At 31.9% G+C, this 14,853-nt stretch carries 10 protein-coding genes; 7 read left to right on the top strand and 3 right to left on the bottom strand.

Annotated elements, in window-relative coordinates; translation table 11 throughout:
• The 6 genes from AC1EUY_RS01995 to AC1EUY_RS01970 all read left to right on the top strand — a co-directional run bounded on the left by AC1EUY_RS01995 (position 1) and on the right by AC1EUY_RS01970 (position 10,511).
• Positions 1-1,620: a RagB/SusD family nutrient uptake outer membrane protein gene (locus AC1EUY_RS01995; RefSeq protein WP_480193824.1), complete on the top strand. Its 1,620-nt coding sequence runs from the start codon at positions 1-3 to the stop codon at positions 1,618-1,620.
• A gap of 207 nt (positions 1,621-1,827) precedes the next feature.
• A complete protein-coding gene (gene nagB / locus AC1EUY_RS01990; protein ID WP_480193823.1) occupies positions 1,828-3,750 on the top strand; it encodes a glucosamine-6-phosphate deaminase in 1,923 nt (640 codons plus the stop codon).
• Positions 3,751-3,760: 10 nt separating this feature from the next.
• Complete coding sequence (locus tag AC1EUY_RS01985; RefSeq protein ID WP_480193822.1) at positions 3,761-5,800, top strand: family 20 glycosylhydrolase; 2,040 nt, start codon at positions 3,761-3,763, stop codon at positions 5,798-5,800.
• 5 nt (positions 5,801-5,805) lie between these two features.
• Positions 5,806-6,354 (top strand): LacI family DNA-binding transcriptional regulator, encoded by a 549-nt coding sequence (locus AC1EUY_RS01980; protein WP_480193821.1) that lies wholly within the window; start codon positions 5,806-5,808, stop codon positions 6,352-6,354.
• Between the two features lie 10 nt (positions 6,355-6,364).
• Complete coding sequence (locus AC1EUY_RS01975; protein ID WP_480193820.1) at positions 6,365-7,225, top strand: N-acetylglucosamine kinase; 861 nt, start codon at positions 6,365-6,367, stop codon at positions 7,223-7,225.
• A 25-nt stretch (positions 7,226-7,250) separates the two neighbouring features.
• Positions 7,251-10,511, top strand: coding sequence for a VCBS repeat-containing protein (locus AC1EUY_RS01970; protein WP_480193819.1), 3,261 nt, complete (start codon positions 7,251-7,253; stop codon positions 10,509-10,511).
• A gap of 328 nt (positions 10,512-10,839) precedes the next feature.
• Here the strand turns inward: AC1EUY_RS01970 and AC1EUY_RS01965 are convergent, their stop codons facing one another.
• Together AC1EUY_RS01965 and AC1EUY_RS01960 are read right to left on the bottom strand one after the other, a co-directional pair.
• On the bottom strand, positions 10,840-12,525 hold the full coding sequence (locus tag AC1EUY_RS01965) for a sodium:solute symporter family protein (protein ID WP_480193818.1): 1,686 nt from the start codon (positions 12,523-12,525) through the stop codon (positions 10,840-10,842).
• A gap of 4 nt (positions 12,526-12,529) precedes the next feature.
• Complete coding sequence (locus AC1EUY_RS01960; RefSeq protein WP_480193817.1) at positions 12,530-12,784, bottom strand: DUF4212 domain-containing protein; 255 nt, start codon at positions 12,782-12,784, stop codon at positions 12,530-12,532.
• A 63-nt stretch (positions 12,785-12,847) separates the two neighbouring features.
• Between AC1EUY_RS01960 and AC1EUY_RS01955 the strand changes: the two genes are divergently transcribed.
• Positions 12,848-13,630, top strand: coding sequence for a sulfite exporter TauE/SafE family protein (locus tag AC1EUY_RS01955; RefSeq protein WP_480193816.1), 783 nt, complete (start codon positions 12,848-12,850; stop codon positions 13,628-13,630).
• Between the two features lie 325 nt (positions 13,631-13,955).
• Here AC1EUY_RS01955 and AC1EUY_RS01950 read toward each other — a convergent pair whose 3' ends face one another.
• Positions 13,956-14,852: a Ppx/GppA phosphatase family protein gene (locus tag AC1EUY_RS01950; protein ID WP_480193815.1), complete on the bottom strand. Its 897-nt coding sequence runs from the start codon at positions 14,850-14,852 to the stop codon at positions 13,956-13,958.
• Position 14,853: the final 1 nt, after the last annotated feature.

Here is a 14,853-nt window from a genome sequence, read left to right as displayed (position 1 = left end):
ATGAGAAATAATAATAAGATAGTAGTATATATATATATTGCAATACTAAGCTTTATGATGTCATCTTGTGATAATGGTTTGGAGGAATTAAATCAAAACCCTAGAAATATTACACAAGAGCAATTAGAAGTAGATTTTCAACATGTAGGATCGTTATATAAACCAATCTTTGAGAGTATTTATCAATATGCTCCAGCTTGGTCATATCAATTACAGCAAAACTTAAATGCTGATGTATATTCTGGTTATCAGACAAATCCAAGACCATTTATTGCTGGCGCAAATAACACAACTTATAATTTAGTAAGTGGGTGGAATAATTTTATTTGGTCTGTCCCTTATTCTAATGTAATGAATAATGTAAAGTCAATCACTGACTTGACCGATCCAGATTTTCCAACATTGAATGCAGTAACTTTAATTTTAAAAGTTGCAGCAATGCATCGAGTATCTGATGTATTTGGTCCGATTGTTTATACAAATTTTGGAGATCTTCAAAATGCAGGTGTTTATGATTCTCAACAGGAAGCATATAATGCATTTTTTGCAGACTTAGACACCGCTGTAGCAGCCTTAATGGCTGATATCGATAGCCCAAGATTTCAGGCATTCGATTTATCTTATGACGGAAATTATACCCAATGGGTTAAATTAGCAAACTCGTTACGTTTACGTTTAGCTATACGTATTTCTAAGGTAGATCCAGATAAAGCAAAAGCTGAAGGTGAAAAAGCATTGTCTCAGTCTTTAGGTGTAATGGATGCGAACTCAGATGGTTTCTTTGTGAATAGTTCAATAGATCACCCATTGCAAACAATTGATAATTCATGGGGAGATATTAGAATGAATGCTTCTATGGAATCTATTTTAGTAGGATATAATGACCCAAGAATTGATGCATTTTTTCTTGAAAAAAACCCTAACGATAACACAACTGTACCAGTTGTTCCTGGTAAGTTAAAAGGAGTAAGAGGTGGTTTACCTTTATTACCAGGATATGCTGATGAATTAGCTCAAAAAGCAGATTATATTAATTTTGCTGTGTTTAACGATGATATACATACATCTAAAGTACAATTAATGACAGCAGCCGAGGTTAGTTTTTTAAAATCGGAGGCAGCTTTAAGAGGTTGGACAGGTGCTGGTGATGCGCAGGCGAATTATGAAGAGGGAATTATGAAATCTTTTGATCAGCATGGTGTTAGCGGAGCAGCCGCTTATATAGCAGATAATACTTCAACATTTATTGATTATGTAGATCCGGTGAATTCTAGTAACAATATTGCAGCTATGAGTGATATTACTATTAATTGGAGTGATGCCACTACTGACGAAGAAAGATTAGAAAAGATTATTACACAAAAATGGATAGCGATGTTTCCTGAAGGGCAAGAGGCATGGAGTGAATATAGACGTACAGGTTATCCTAAGATTTTCCCAGTAGTAAGTAACCAAAGTGGTGGTACTATTGACACGAATATTCAAATTAGAAGAATACCATTTGTAGACAGTGAACTATCTACCAATGCTGATGGTGTTGCAAATGCGGTTACATTATTAGGAGGCCCAGATAATGGCGGAACCCGTTTATGGTGGGATACAGGTGGTCCTAATTTTTAATAGAGTATTTAATTTTCGTAGTTATAATGTTTTTTGAATTAGTTTGAGTAAACGGGAGATATTTATATTTCCCGTTTATTTTTTACTACAATTCTCTATAAAATCTAAATTCTCTAAATATTCTTTTTAGCGCAGAATTAATGTCGTTTGTCGAAATTATATTGGTTTGGGATATTAATCATCTAGTTTTACTTTAAAGTTCTAAGTATGGATTTGATTATAAAAGAGAAAAAAAATTTAGCATTTAAACCTGCTGGCCAATTTGAAGAAACTAGGTTCGAAAAAATTCATAATGTAATTTTCGAAAATTCTAAAGAAGGGTCGATAACAGTAGCATTAGAAATCGCAGATTTAATTAGAAATAAAGCAGCGAAAAATGAATTTTGTGTGCTAGGATTGGCTACTGGTTCTTCACCAATTAAAGTATATGAAGAATTGGTAAGAATGCATAAAGAAGAGGGTTTAAGTTTCGAAAATGTTATCACTTTTAATCTTGATGAATATTTACCAATGCAAAAAAATGATGTTCAAAGTTACTATTACTTTATGCATGAACATCTATTCGATCATATAGATATTTTGCCAGAGAATGTAAATATACCAGACGGTACTATTTCTAACGATAGTATTTATCAATATTGCATAGATTATGAGTTAAAAATTAAAGAAGTTGGAGGGCTTGATTTTCAATTATTAGGTGTTGGTAGAACAGGTCATATCGGTTTTAATGAACCGGGTTCACATTTAAATTCTGGAACCCGTAGTATCACTTTAGATCATTTAACAAGAGCAGATGCAGCCGCATCTTTTTTAGGAATTGAAAATGTGCCTAGAAAAGCAATAACTATGGGAGTTGCTACGGTAATGTCTGCGAAAAGAATTGTTTTGCTTGGTTGGGGTCAACATAAGGCAAAAATTTTAAAAGAAACAATTGAAGGTGAAGTTTCCTCTCAAGTACCTGCTACATATCTTCAATATCATAATAATACGACATTTGTTCTTGATGAAGAAGCGGGCTCTGAATTAACTAGAAACAAAACACCTTGGCTTGTGGGTCCTTGTGTTTGGACAAAAGAATTAAAAAGTAAAGCAATTGTTTGGCTTTCTGAAATTACAAATAAGTCAATACTAAAACTTACTGATAAAGATTATAATGATCATGGTATGTCAAGTTTAATTGCTCAAGAAGGAACATCTTATGATCTGAATATACAAATGTTCAATAAGTTGCAACATACAATATCTGGATGGCCAGGAGGAAAACCTAATGCAGATGACACCAATAGACCCGAAAGAGCATTGCCAGTTAAAAAAAGAGTAATCATATTCAGCCCGCATCCAGACGACGATGTAATCTCTATGGGAGGTACCTTTGACCGTTTAGTAGAACAAGGGCATGAAGTACATGTGGCTTATCAAACTTCTGGTAATATCGCCGTTTCAGATGAAGAAGCCTTAAAATTTGCTGAAGTGTGTAGTGAAATTCTAGGTAGTTCTGCTGAACTTGAAACAATTATAAAAAGCTTTAAAAATAGTACATCAATTGACACTCTTGAGGCTAGAAAATTAAAAGGTACTATTAGAAGAAGTGAATCTTATGCAGCAACAAGATATATTGGATTGCCAGATGAAAATGTTCATTTTCTCGATTTGCCGTTTTATGAAACAGGAACCATTAAGAAAAATAGACCTTCTGAAAGTGATTCAGCAATTATGTGTGATATAATAACAGAAATCAAACCTCATCAAATTTATGCTGCTGGAGACTTGGCAGATCCGCATGGAACGCATAAGATATGTTTAGATATTTTATTCGAATCCCTAACTTATTTGAAATCAAAAGATTTTATGAAAGATTGTTGGGTATGGTTATACCGAGGTGCTTGGCATGAATGGGCAATACACGAAATTGAAATGGCTGTACCTATGAGTCCAGATCAAGTCTTAAAAAAACGTAAAGCAATATTTTATCATCAATCACAAAAAGATGGAGTTATGTTTCAAGGAGATGATAATAGAGAGTTTTGGGTGAGGGCAGAAGATAGAAATAGATTGACGGCAGATAAGTATCATAAATTAGGATTAGCAGATTATGCCGCGATTGAAGCATTTAAGAGACATTATTTTTAAGACATTTTTTTTGAAAAGATACACATACATACTGCTGTTTTTTATTACAGTAAAGATTTTTGGGCAAATAGATATTCAAGAGAAATATGATCTACTCCCTTGGCCAAAATCTGTTACTGAAAATAATGAATTATATACAATCAAGCCAAATTTTACTATCGGAGTCAATTATTTAAATGATAGATTGAAATTAGGAACGACCAAGTTTTTGAGAAGATTGACAGGTAGAACAGGTATTTTTATAAATGAGGGTTTTGCATTTAAGCTTGATAGTATAAAGACTCCTTCTTTAATTATTAAAATCGAAGAAGAAGCGAAATTATCAATTGATCTTGACGAATCTTATGATTTAGAGGTGACAGGCGGAAAAATAACTTTGAAATCTAAGAATGATGTTGGAGCCTTAAGAGGTCTTGAAACGTTATTACAGTTGTTAGATTATAATTCAAGTGAATATTATTTTAAAGGTATTGAAATTAGAGATATCCCTAGGTTTCAATGGAGAGGATTAATGATAGATGTAGCGAGACATTATCAACCATTATCGGTTCTTAAGCGAAATCTAGATGCCATGGCTGCCGTTAAAATGAATGTATTTCACTGGCATTTAACAGATGATCAAGGTTTTAGGATAGAATCTAAAATCTATCCAAAATTACATGAGTTGGCGTCTGACGGACAGTATTATACACATCATCAAATTCGTGAAGTAGTAAATTATGCTAATTTACTCGGAATTAGAGTGATACCTGAAATTGATGTGCCAGGACATGCTTCAGCTATCCTTACCGCATACCCAGAAATTGGTAGTAAAGATACGTTCTATAAGATAGAACGCTTTGCTGGAATTTTTGACCCAACATTAGACCCTACTAACGAAAAAACTTACGAGTTTTTAGATAAATTATTTAAAGAAGTTTCTGCACTTTTTCCAGATGATTACTTTCACATTGGTGGCGATGAAAATGAAGGAAAGCATTGGGATGAAAATAAAAAAATTCAAAAATTTAAAAAACAAAATAAACTACTAACGAATCATGACCTACAAACGTATTTTAATATAAGACTAGAAAAAATATTAAAAAAGTACAATAAAAAACTAATGGGTTGGGATGAGATCATGACACCAAATATGCCTAAAACTGCTATAATACATTCATGGCGAGGCAAACACGAAGGCTTTGAAAATGGAACTTTGGTTGAAGCGGTAAAGAAAGGTTATCAATCTGTATTATCGAACGACTATTATATTGATAGAATGCAATCTGTAGAACACTACTATACTTGTGACCCCATTGGAAATAATATTTTAAACGAGCAAGAAAGTAGAAGAGTATTAGGTGGCGAGGCTACTATGTGGAGTGAATTGGTAACTCCATTAACTATTGATTCGAGAATATGGCCTAGAACAGCTGCAATTGCAGAACGTTTTTGGTCTCCCAAAAATATAAGAAATATGAATAGCTTATACAGAAGACTTGGTATAGTAAGTTTTAGATTAGAAGAATTAGGGATTTCACATATAAAGAATCGCGACGTTATTCTTAGAAATATAACGAATAGCCAAAGTATAAATTCATTACAAACACTCGTTGATATTGCTGAACCTTTAAAGATTTATAGTAGAAACATGGGAGGAACAGAGTATAAATCATTTTCTCCATTTACTTTATTTGCCGATGCATGTACATCAGATGCTTCAGATGCATTAAATTTTAAATTTCTTGTAAAAAACTATTTGAATACACCTAATGAGGAGTATAAAAACCAGATTTTGTTCTATCTAAATAAATGGATTTTAGGATATAACGAGTTTAGGTCTTTGAAGATGAATCCAATCCTTGCTGATATAAAACCACACTACAAAAAACTGTATTATGTCGCTCAACATATAAAGCAATTATTAGGTTCTGATACATTGGTAAATACTGAGTTTTTAAAAGTTCAAGAAAATCTTGAAAGTTTAAAGACTCCTTTTGCTGATGTAGAAATCCAAATTATTAAAGAACTAGAGCAGCTTATAAACTTTTTACAGAATACTAAAAACTAGGTAAAATGACACTAAAAGATATTGCGAAAATTTCTGGATGCTCAATTTCAACAGTTTCAAAAGCATTGAATGATAGCCACGAAATAAGTAAAAAAACAAAGCTTAAAATATCTAAAGTAGTCTCGAAGTACAATTACAAGCCTAATTATTATGCAGCTAATCTTAAAAAGAAACAAAACCTTATTCTCGGGGTACTATTACCTAATTTAAACGAAGATCATTATTTAAAACTACTCGATGAAATTATAGAAGAAACAAGTAAATATGGACACCGAGTGATGACGTATCAATCTAGTAACCAAATATCTAAAGAGAGAAATTATATTAAACTTTTATCTGATGATATAATTGATGGGTTAATTTTTTCTCCTGTTGAAGAGGTAAGTTATTTATCAAACGATATTTTTTGGATAGCTCAACAAAATAATTATCCAGTAAAGTTTATTTCTAGAAAACGCAATGACAGAGAAAATTCTTTTGATTCTGGAAAAACTTTAGTTGATGATTTAATTGACAAAATTAAAAGAGGAGAATCGAAATTAATGGTCTCCTAAATTTAAAGATATGGTTATAGTAGCTGATAGCGGTTCTTCAAAGTGTGATTGGGTAATTTGTGATAGCAATGACAAAAAAATAAAAAGAATAAGAACGAAAGGATTAAATCCTAATATACTAAACACGATTCAATTATCTAAAATATTGCATAAAAGCGACTTATTTACGATTAAAGAAATTGTGACGAAAGTGTATTTTTTTGGTGCTGGTTGTAGAGCATTAAGAAATCAGAAGAAAATTAAAAAAGTACTTAATCTTTTTTTTCCAAAAGCAGCTATAATAGTAGAAGAAGATACGATGGCTGCAATATGGGCTTCTGGCCAAGAACCTTCAATAGTTTGTATAATTGGTACAGGTTCAAATTGTTGCTATTTTGATGGCAAAAAGATTATTACAAAGATTCCCTCACTCGGTTATATAGTTATGGATGAGGCCAGCGGAAACTATTTAGGTAAAAAACTTTTGAGGAGTTATTATTATCAAAAAATGCCATTAGAATTACGTCTATCATTTCAAGAAAATTATAATTTAAAACCGCATAAGATTTTAAATAAGCTCTATCAGGCTAAAACTCCCAATAAATATTTAGCAAAATTCGCAAGATTCATTTTTGAGAATGCTGAGCATCCATTTTGTAAAGATCTTTTAACCAAATCAATACGAAAATTTATTGAGAACCATATCGAATTGTATATAAAAGATTTCCCTAATAAACCCATACATTTTGTTGGTTCTATTGCGTATCATTCAAGAGATATTGTAGAGAAAGAATTGAGTAATAAAGGGTATATTGTTGGTAAATTCATAAGGCGACCAATTGAAAGCATAATTAAAGAGGTGTTAAATAAAGATGTCGTATTAATGAAATAAATTAAAAATATTGAAATATTTAATAATGAGATACACTATTTATTTAGCACTATTTATTCTTTTCTTATGCTGCCAAAAAAAAGAAGAAGTTAAAGAACAAACGCTATTCTCGATTATAGATAAAGAGCATAGTAAAGTAGATTTTATAAATAATGTTAAAGAAGATCTATATTTTAATTTTTTAAATTATCCATATATCTATAATGGAGGAGGTGTGGCTGTAGGAGATATTAATAACGATGGGTTAGATGATATTTACTTCACTGCAAATCAAGGATCCAATAAACTATATTTAAATACAGGAGAGATTAAGTTTAAAGATATTACCAATTCGGCTAAAGTAGTTGATAAAGATGGGTGGTCCACAGGTGTAACAATGGTAGATATCAATAATGATGGTTGGTTAGATATCTATGTTTGCAAATCAGGATCGCTGCAAAATCATGACTTAAGAAAAAACAAATTATTTATAAATCAGCAGGATAACACTTTTAAAGAAGAGGCTAATAAGTATGGTTTAGATTTTTATGGTTTTTCAATACAATCTCATTTTTTTGATATGGACAAAGATGGTGATCTAGATATGTATTTGGTGAACCATAGAGTTGATTTTAGAAATAATATTATTGTAGATATTGAAAGGGATAAAAATATTGAAGACTATGGTTCAGATCAGCTTTTTAGAAACGATTCAGGGAAATTTATTAACATTACCGATAGTGCTGGGGTGGCGAATAAAGCTTGGGGTTTATCGGCAACTATTGGTGATTTTAATAACGATAGTTGGCCAGATGTTTTTGTTGCTAATGACTTTTTTCATCCAGATTATCTCTATATAAATAATAAGAACGGAACATTTACCGATCAGTCACTAACAACATTCAATCATCTTTCAAATAGTAGTATGGGTTCCGATTATGAAGATATTAATAACGACCTGTTGCCAGATTTAATGGTTTTAGACATGTTGGCTGAAGATCATATTAGAGCCAAAAAGAATATGGCTTCAATGAATACCAATAGCTTTAAAATAATGGTAGATAATGGTTATCACCATCAATATATGGCGAATGTATTACAGTTAAATAATGGTAATGGTACGTATAGCGAAATAGGTCAGTTAGCTGGAGTTTCGAAGACAGATTGGTCTTGGGCATCTTTAATTGCAGATTTCGATAATGACGGCTATAAAGACATTTTTATTACGAACGGAATTGAACATGATCTTTCTAATCAAGACTTTAGAGATCAGATGAGAAGAAATATCATGAATAGAAAAAAAGTAACGCTAGAAGAAGCCATCAATATGATGCCTTCAGACAAGCTACAAAATTATATGTTTAAGAATAATAAAGATCTAACTTTTTCTAAAGTTTCAGATGAATGGGGCATTAGCGAAAAAGTAAATTCTAATGGAGTTGTTTATACTGATTTAGACAACGACGGAGATCTCGATTTAGTAATAAATAATCAAGGAGAAATAGCAAGTATATATAGAAATAATTCCACAAATAATTATATCACTGTTAGATTAAAAGGTCCAAAAGAAAATACTAAAGGTATTGGAACTGAGGTGTATGTTTATACAGCTAATCTTAATCAATTCAAAAAATTGTATAGCGAAAAAGGGTACCAATCTTCAGTGACTAAAAAACTCCATTTCGGACTCGATAAATCTTCAATAATAGATAGTATTAAGGTTATTTGGCCAGACAATTCTCAAGAAGTATTACAAAATGTTGAACCAAATAAAATAATTGAATTTGAATATGTTCATGCTAAGAAACATAATCAAGTTTTAAAGAATGAACAAAGGCTTTTTTCTAATATTGATCCTAAAGATTTAAATATCGATTATGTTCAACATGAAAATATATATGATGATTTTAATTTACAATTGTTACTTCCGCAAAAACAATCTGAATTGAGTAAGCCTTTGGCTGTAGGCGATGTAAATGGTGACGGATTAGAAGATTTTTATGTTGGAAATGCTAAAGATGCAGAGTCTGCACTATTTCTTCAGCAACCAGAAGGGAAATTTAAAAAAACTAATATACAGCTATTTAAAGAAGAAAGAATTTATGAAGATACCAATGCCGAATTTTTTGATGCTGATAGTGATGGTGATCTAGACTTATATGTAACTTCAGGGGGCTATGAAATTCCTGAGAATGACAAACTATTACAAGATAGATTGTATATAAATAAAGGCAATGGTGTTTTTTTTAAGTCTTCAAATTTGCCTAAAATGTTTGTGAATACATCGAGCTTAGCGGTTTCAGATATAGATAATGATGGAGACCTAGATGTATTTGTAGGAACAAGAGCAAAACATAGTAAATACCCTTTACATGATCGCTCATTTTTACTTGAAAATCAGAATGGAAAATTTGTAGATGTTTCTAACAGTAAAATTACCGGTTTAGAAGAATTGACACTCATCAATGATGCTATTTTTTCAGATTATGATAATGATGGAGATGAAGATTTGATTGTTGTAGGAGAATGGATGCCTGTCGTAATTTTTGACAACAAAGATGGAGCATTTCTTAGAAAGGAAATTCCAGAGATTGATCAGTATAACGGATGGTATATGACCATTAAAGAGATAGACTATGATAATGATGGAGACAAAGATTATCTTGTAGGGAATTTTGGGATGAATAATAAGTTTCATCCTACTATTGAAAAGCCTTTACATATTTATGCAGATTATTTCGATGATAACAATTCTTTTGATATGGCACTTAGTAAAGTATCAACATCAGGAGATCTTTTACCAGTTAGAGGAAAAGAATGCTCTTCTGAACAAACTCCTTTTTTAAATAAGAAAATAGGAACTTTTGAAGAATTTGCCAAATCTACAATGCCAGAAATTTATGGCGAATTACTTTTAGAAAAAGCAACACATTATAAAGTACATAATTTTAAGACAATATTATTGCAGAATTTAGGTGAAGGTAGGTTTAAAATACTTGAATTGACTAATGAAGCACAATTTAGCCCAACTTTAAGTTTTGAAACTTTTGATTTTAATAATGACGGACTTCAAGATGTTTTTGGTGTAGGTAATATTAATGAGGCAGAGGTAGAAACCATTAAGTATGATGCCTCTAAAGGATTTATACTTTTGTATGATGAAGGTGAATTTAAGTTTTTAAATGACAAATCTTATTTTAATAATAATGAGGCAAAAGCAATTAAAAAAATAATGATTAATAAAACCCCACACTTTATAATATTAAATAAAAGAAATAATTTAAAAATATTAAAGCTGAATAGTTGAAGTAGATTTTAGCCAAATCTAGGAAAAAATAATTGTTGTAATAGTTATAATTCTATAGAGAATATTTTAAACAAATAGGCTATCTATGTAGATATAAAATCAAAAGCTGATTATAAAAAGTGTATAAACCTTATACAAAGGATGTTTGGTGATTCTCCTCAAGAAACTAAAATGATTCGTTAAAGGTGTTCTTTCTGGCTGGTTTTTTTGCACTTCGTTTTTAAAATCTAGAACTCAAAAGTTAAACTTAATTTTAAATACAATACTTTTAATAATCATATTAAAATGATATTGAATATCTTACGAGTATCCATTTAAGAGAAAAAAATTAATGTGTTGCAGCTCCTGCATTCGATGGAATTCTAATATCGTCAACAATTTGTTGCACTTCTAATGGTGGTGCTGGTGTAAATTTAGAAACTATGATCGACACCGTAAAATTTAATAACATAGCAACTGTACCAAAACCTTCGGGAGAAATACCAAACCACCAATCTTCTTTTGTACCACCACCAAACCAATCGAATTTAAATTTTAGCATATAGAAAAGCATTAATAAAATGCCCACCACCATACCGGCTATAGCACCTTCTTTATTCATTCGTTTATAAAAAATACCTAATACAATTGCCGGAAAGAAAGAAGCAGCAGCTAAGCCAAACGCTAGTGCTACTGTAGCGGCAACAAAATCGGGTGGATTAATACCAAAATACCCAGCAACCATCACGGCAACTACCGCGGAGAGTCTAGCTGCTACTAGTTCGCCCTTTTCAGTGATTTTAGGATTGATTATTTTTTTGATAACGTCATGCGAAATAGAAGAAGAAATCACGAGTAATAAACCGGCAGCTGTAGATAGCGCCGCTGCTAAACCACCTGCAGCAACTAAAGCAATCACCCAATTGGGTAGCCTTGCAATTTCAGGGTTCGCTAATACCATAATATCTTTATCGATGATCAATTCATTTTTTAAAGTATCGGCAAGGTATTGTATTTTACCATCATTGTTTTTATCTTCAAAAGTTACCAGACCTGTAGTTTCCCAATTTTCAAACCATGAGGGTAATTCTTCTCTAGATTTATTGTTTACGGTTTCAATCATGTTCGTTCTGGCAAAAACAGCAACAGCAGGAGCAGTTGTATATAAAATCGCAATAAATAATAATGCCCAACCTGCTGATTTACGGGCATCACTTACTTTTTTTACAGTGAAAAATCGAACAATAACATGAGGTAATCCCGCGGTACCAATCATCAAAGCCGCCGTTATAAAAAAGACATCTATTTTAGATTTGCTGCCTGAAGTATATTCATGAAAACCTAAGGCTCTGTGTAAACCATCTAATTTATCTAATAAATACACGCCATCATTTCCTGCGGCTCCAAAACCGAATTGCGGTATTGGATTTCCTGTCATTTGAATTGAAATGAATATAGCTGGGACCATAAAAGCAAAGATTAAAACACAGTATTGTGCTACTTGTGTGTAGGTTATCCCTTTCATTCCGCCAAGAACAGCATAGAATAAAACGATAAACATCCCAATAATAACACCAGTGTTGATATCTACTTCTAAGAATCTTGAAAAAACAAGCCCTACACCACGCATCTGACCTGCTACGTATGTAAAAGAAACGAGTAATGCACATAGTACAGCTACGACGCGAGCGATATTCGAATAATAACGATCACCGATAAAATCTGGTACTGTAAATTTCCCAAACTTTCTAAGATAAGGTGCAAGCAATAAAGCTAACAAGACATAACCACCTGTCCATCCCATAAGATATACAGAACCATCATAGCCGCTAAAAGAAATGATACCGGCCATAGAAATAAAAGAAGCAGCAGACATCCAATCGGCAGCAGTTGCTAAACCATTTGCAATAGGGTGTACTCCTTTTCCAGCTACATAAAATTCACCTGTAGAACTAGCTCTCGACCAAATAGCAATACCAATGTATAAAGTAAAAGTAATCCCAACAATGATCCAGGTCCAAGTTTGAATATCCATGAATTTATTCGTTTACGCCGTATTTTTTATCAAGTCTATTCATTAATCTAATATATACAAATATGAGTACCACAAAAACATAGATAGCTCCTTGTTGTGCAAACCAAAAACCAAGTTTAAAACCACCAATTTTAACTGTATTTAATTGATCAACTAGTAGAATTCCAAAAAGATAGGAAACCATAAACCAAATTAATAGAAGTATAGAAAGATACTTTAGATTCTCTTTCCAATATTTTTTAAGTTGAGATGAACTCATGAGTTAGTTATAATTGCTCCAAGATAAAATTAATTTTTCTATTTTCGAAGCTAAACATGGCACATGATCGAATTTTCAGAATTACTAAATGTTTTTATACAGTATTGGGAGGTGATTTTGTTATTCTTTTTGATCGCTATTTTATATGCTGCTGTTGGTTTTGGTGGAGGATCTAGCTATCTGGCTATATTATCGTTAACCGGATTAAATTTCATTCAGTTTAGGGCTATCGCGTTGCTTTGTAATATTGTAGTAGTATCTGGTGGTAGTTATATTTTTGCTAAAAATGACCATTACAACTGGAGGAAGGTATTACCTCTGGTATTATTGAGTGTTCCGTTTGCTTTTTTAGGAGGTTATGTAAAAATAGGGCAAACGTTATTTTTCATTTTATTAGGAATAACATTGGTATCAGCGGCGCTGCTTATGTGGTTTTCAAAACGATTTGTAAGTGAAGTCAAAGAAAGTAAAGGTTCTACATCAAAAATTATTGATGCATTTATAGGTGGTTGTATTGGATTTTTATCGGGTATTGTTGGTATTGGTGGAGGAATCTTCTTAGCACCTTTGTTACATATCATAAATTGGGACACGCCCAAACGAATTGCAGCAACAGCGAGTTTTTTTATTTTGGTGAATTCTATGGCAGGTTTGTTAGGTCAGATTCAAAATCCTGATTTCTATTTTGAACCTACAATTGCCTTTTTATTAATGCTCACCGTTTTTTTTGGAGGTCAGATAGGCTCAAGACTAAGTGCTACAAAAATTCCACCATTTGTCTTGAAGAGAACTACTGCGTTATTAATAGCGTTTGTTGGAATTCGTATTCTATTTAAGTACATGTAATATTTTTATCTTAAATTATACTAATTGGTATAAAAATAAAATTATGAATTTCAATTTACAATTGCTACGCACTTATTTTACGGTCAGCTCTTTTGTAGCACCAAATTTTAGCGAATTTCAAGCATTTAAATTATTTCAAAAAGTAAGAAAAAAAGTGTTAGAAAAAAGAAAAGAAGAATTCTACAGAAAGGCCAGATATTTTATGATAATGTATTAAAGATTCTATATATTTTATTACGAGTTAGAATTTAGCCATTGCGCAATAACGATGTATTTTATTCATAATTAATTAGGGTAAACAATTGAATATACCGTGCAATGACTTCTAGTTTATCCTATTCTGATAAATGGTTTTAATGATGCCATCTGCCAATCCAATTTTTGGTACATGTATCTTACGAGCACCACTCCATTTCATAGAAGATAAATAAATTTTAGTAGCGGGTATAATTACATCAGCTCTATCAGGATTTAGACCCAATTCTGTGATACGTTCGTCATAACTCATCTTCTTTAAAAATTGATATTGAGCATCTAAGTAGATAAACGAAAGAGGTTTACCTAGCGTGCGACCAGACATTTTATACAACTTGTTTATATTACCGCCAGAACCTATTAATGCTAAGCGCTTAATAGTTGATGTATGCTTCTTTATCCATTTTTCAACATCTTTAAAAGCAGCTTTATTTTGTTCTTTGGTATTGTTAATGAGACGAACAGTTCCCATTTTAAACGACTTAGAATTAATAATTTTTCCCTTTGAAAAAAGGGTAAACTCAGTACTACCACCACCCACATCTACATATAAATACGAATGTTCACTATTAATTAATTCTTTAAGATCGGTAGCTGCAATAATGGCCGCTTCTTCTTTGCCATCTATAATATTGATTTCAATTCCTGTAGTTTTTAAAATTTCATTAGCGACTTCTTTACCATTTGAAGATTCTCGCATGGCAGAAGTGGCGCATGCTTTGTATTTTTCGATATTGTGAACTTTCATCAACAGTTTAAACGCCTGCATTGCGTCTATCATACGTTGTTTGTTAGCGTCACTTATTTTCCCTTTAACAAATGCATCTTCACCCAATCGAATGGGTACACGAATTAATGCAGATTTTTTGAATTGTGTTTCGCGATTTTTTTCAATAATTACATTAGCAACCAATAACCTCACGGCATTAGAACCTATATCGATCGCACCATACTTTTTTATTTCCAAA

The organism is Maritimimonas sp. 2210JD6-3 (assembly GCF_056591795.1).
Note: the sequence above shows the minus strand (reverse complement) of the source record. Positions and strands in the feature narration are given on the sequence as shown.

Excerpts from the sequence above, each read along its gene's own strand:
- AC1EUY_RS01970 (WP_480193819.1), top strand. The coding sequence starts at position 7,251 with ATGAGATACACTATTTATTTAGCACTATTTATTCTTTTCTTATGCTGC.
- AC1EUY_RS01955 (WP_480193816.1), top strand. The coding sequence starts at position 12,848 with ATGATCGAATTTTCAGAATTACTAAATGTTTTTATACAGTATTGGGAG.
- AC1EUY_RS01975 (WP_480193820.1), top strand. The coding sequence starts at position 6,365 with ATGGTTATAGTAGCTGATAGCGGTTCTTCAAAGTGTGATTGGGTAATT.
- AC1EUY_RS01960 (WP_480193817.1), bottom strand. The coding sequence starts at position 12,784 with ATGAGTTCATCTCAACTTAAAAAATATTGGAAAGAGAATCTAAAGTAT.
- AC1EUY_RS01965 (WP_480193818.1), bottom strand. The coding sequence starts at position 12,525 with ATGGATATTCAAACTTGGACCTGGATCATTGTTGGGATTACTTTTACT.
- AC1EUY_RS01980 (WP_480193821.1), top strand. The coding sequence starts at position 5,806 with ATGACACTAAAAGATATTGCGAAAATTTCTGGATGCTCAATTTCAACA.
- AC1EUY_RS01995 (WP_480193824.1), top strand. The coding sequence starts at position 1 with ATGAGAAATAATAATAAGATAGTAGTATATATATATATTGCAATACTA.
- nagB (WP_480193823.1), top strand. The coding sequence starts at position 1,828 with ATGGATTTGATTATAAAAGAGAAAAAAAATTTAGCATTTAAACCTGCT.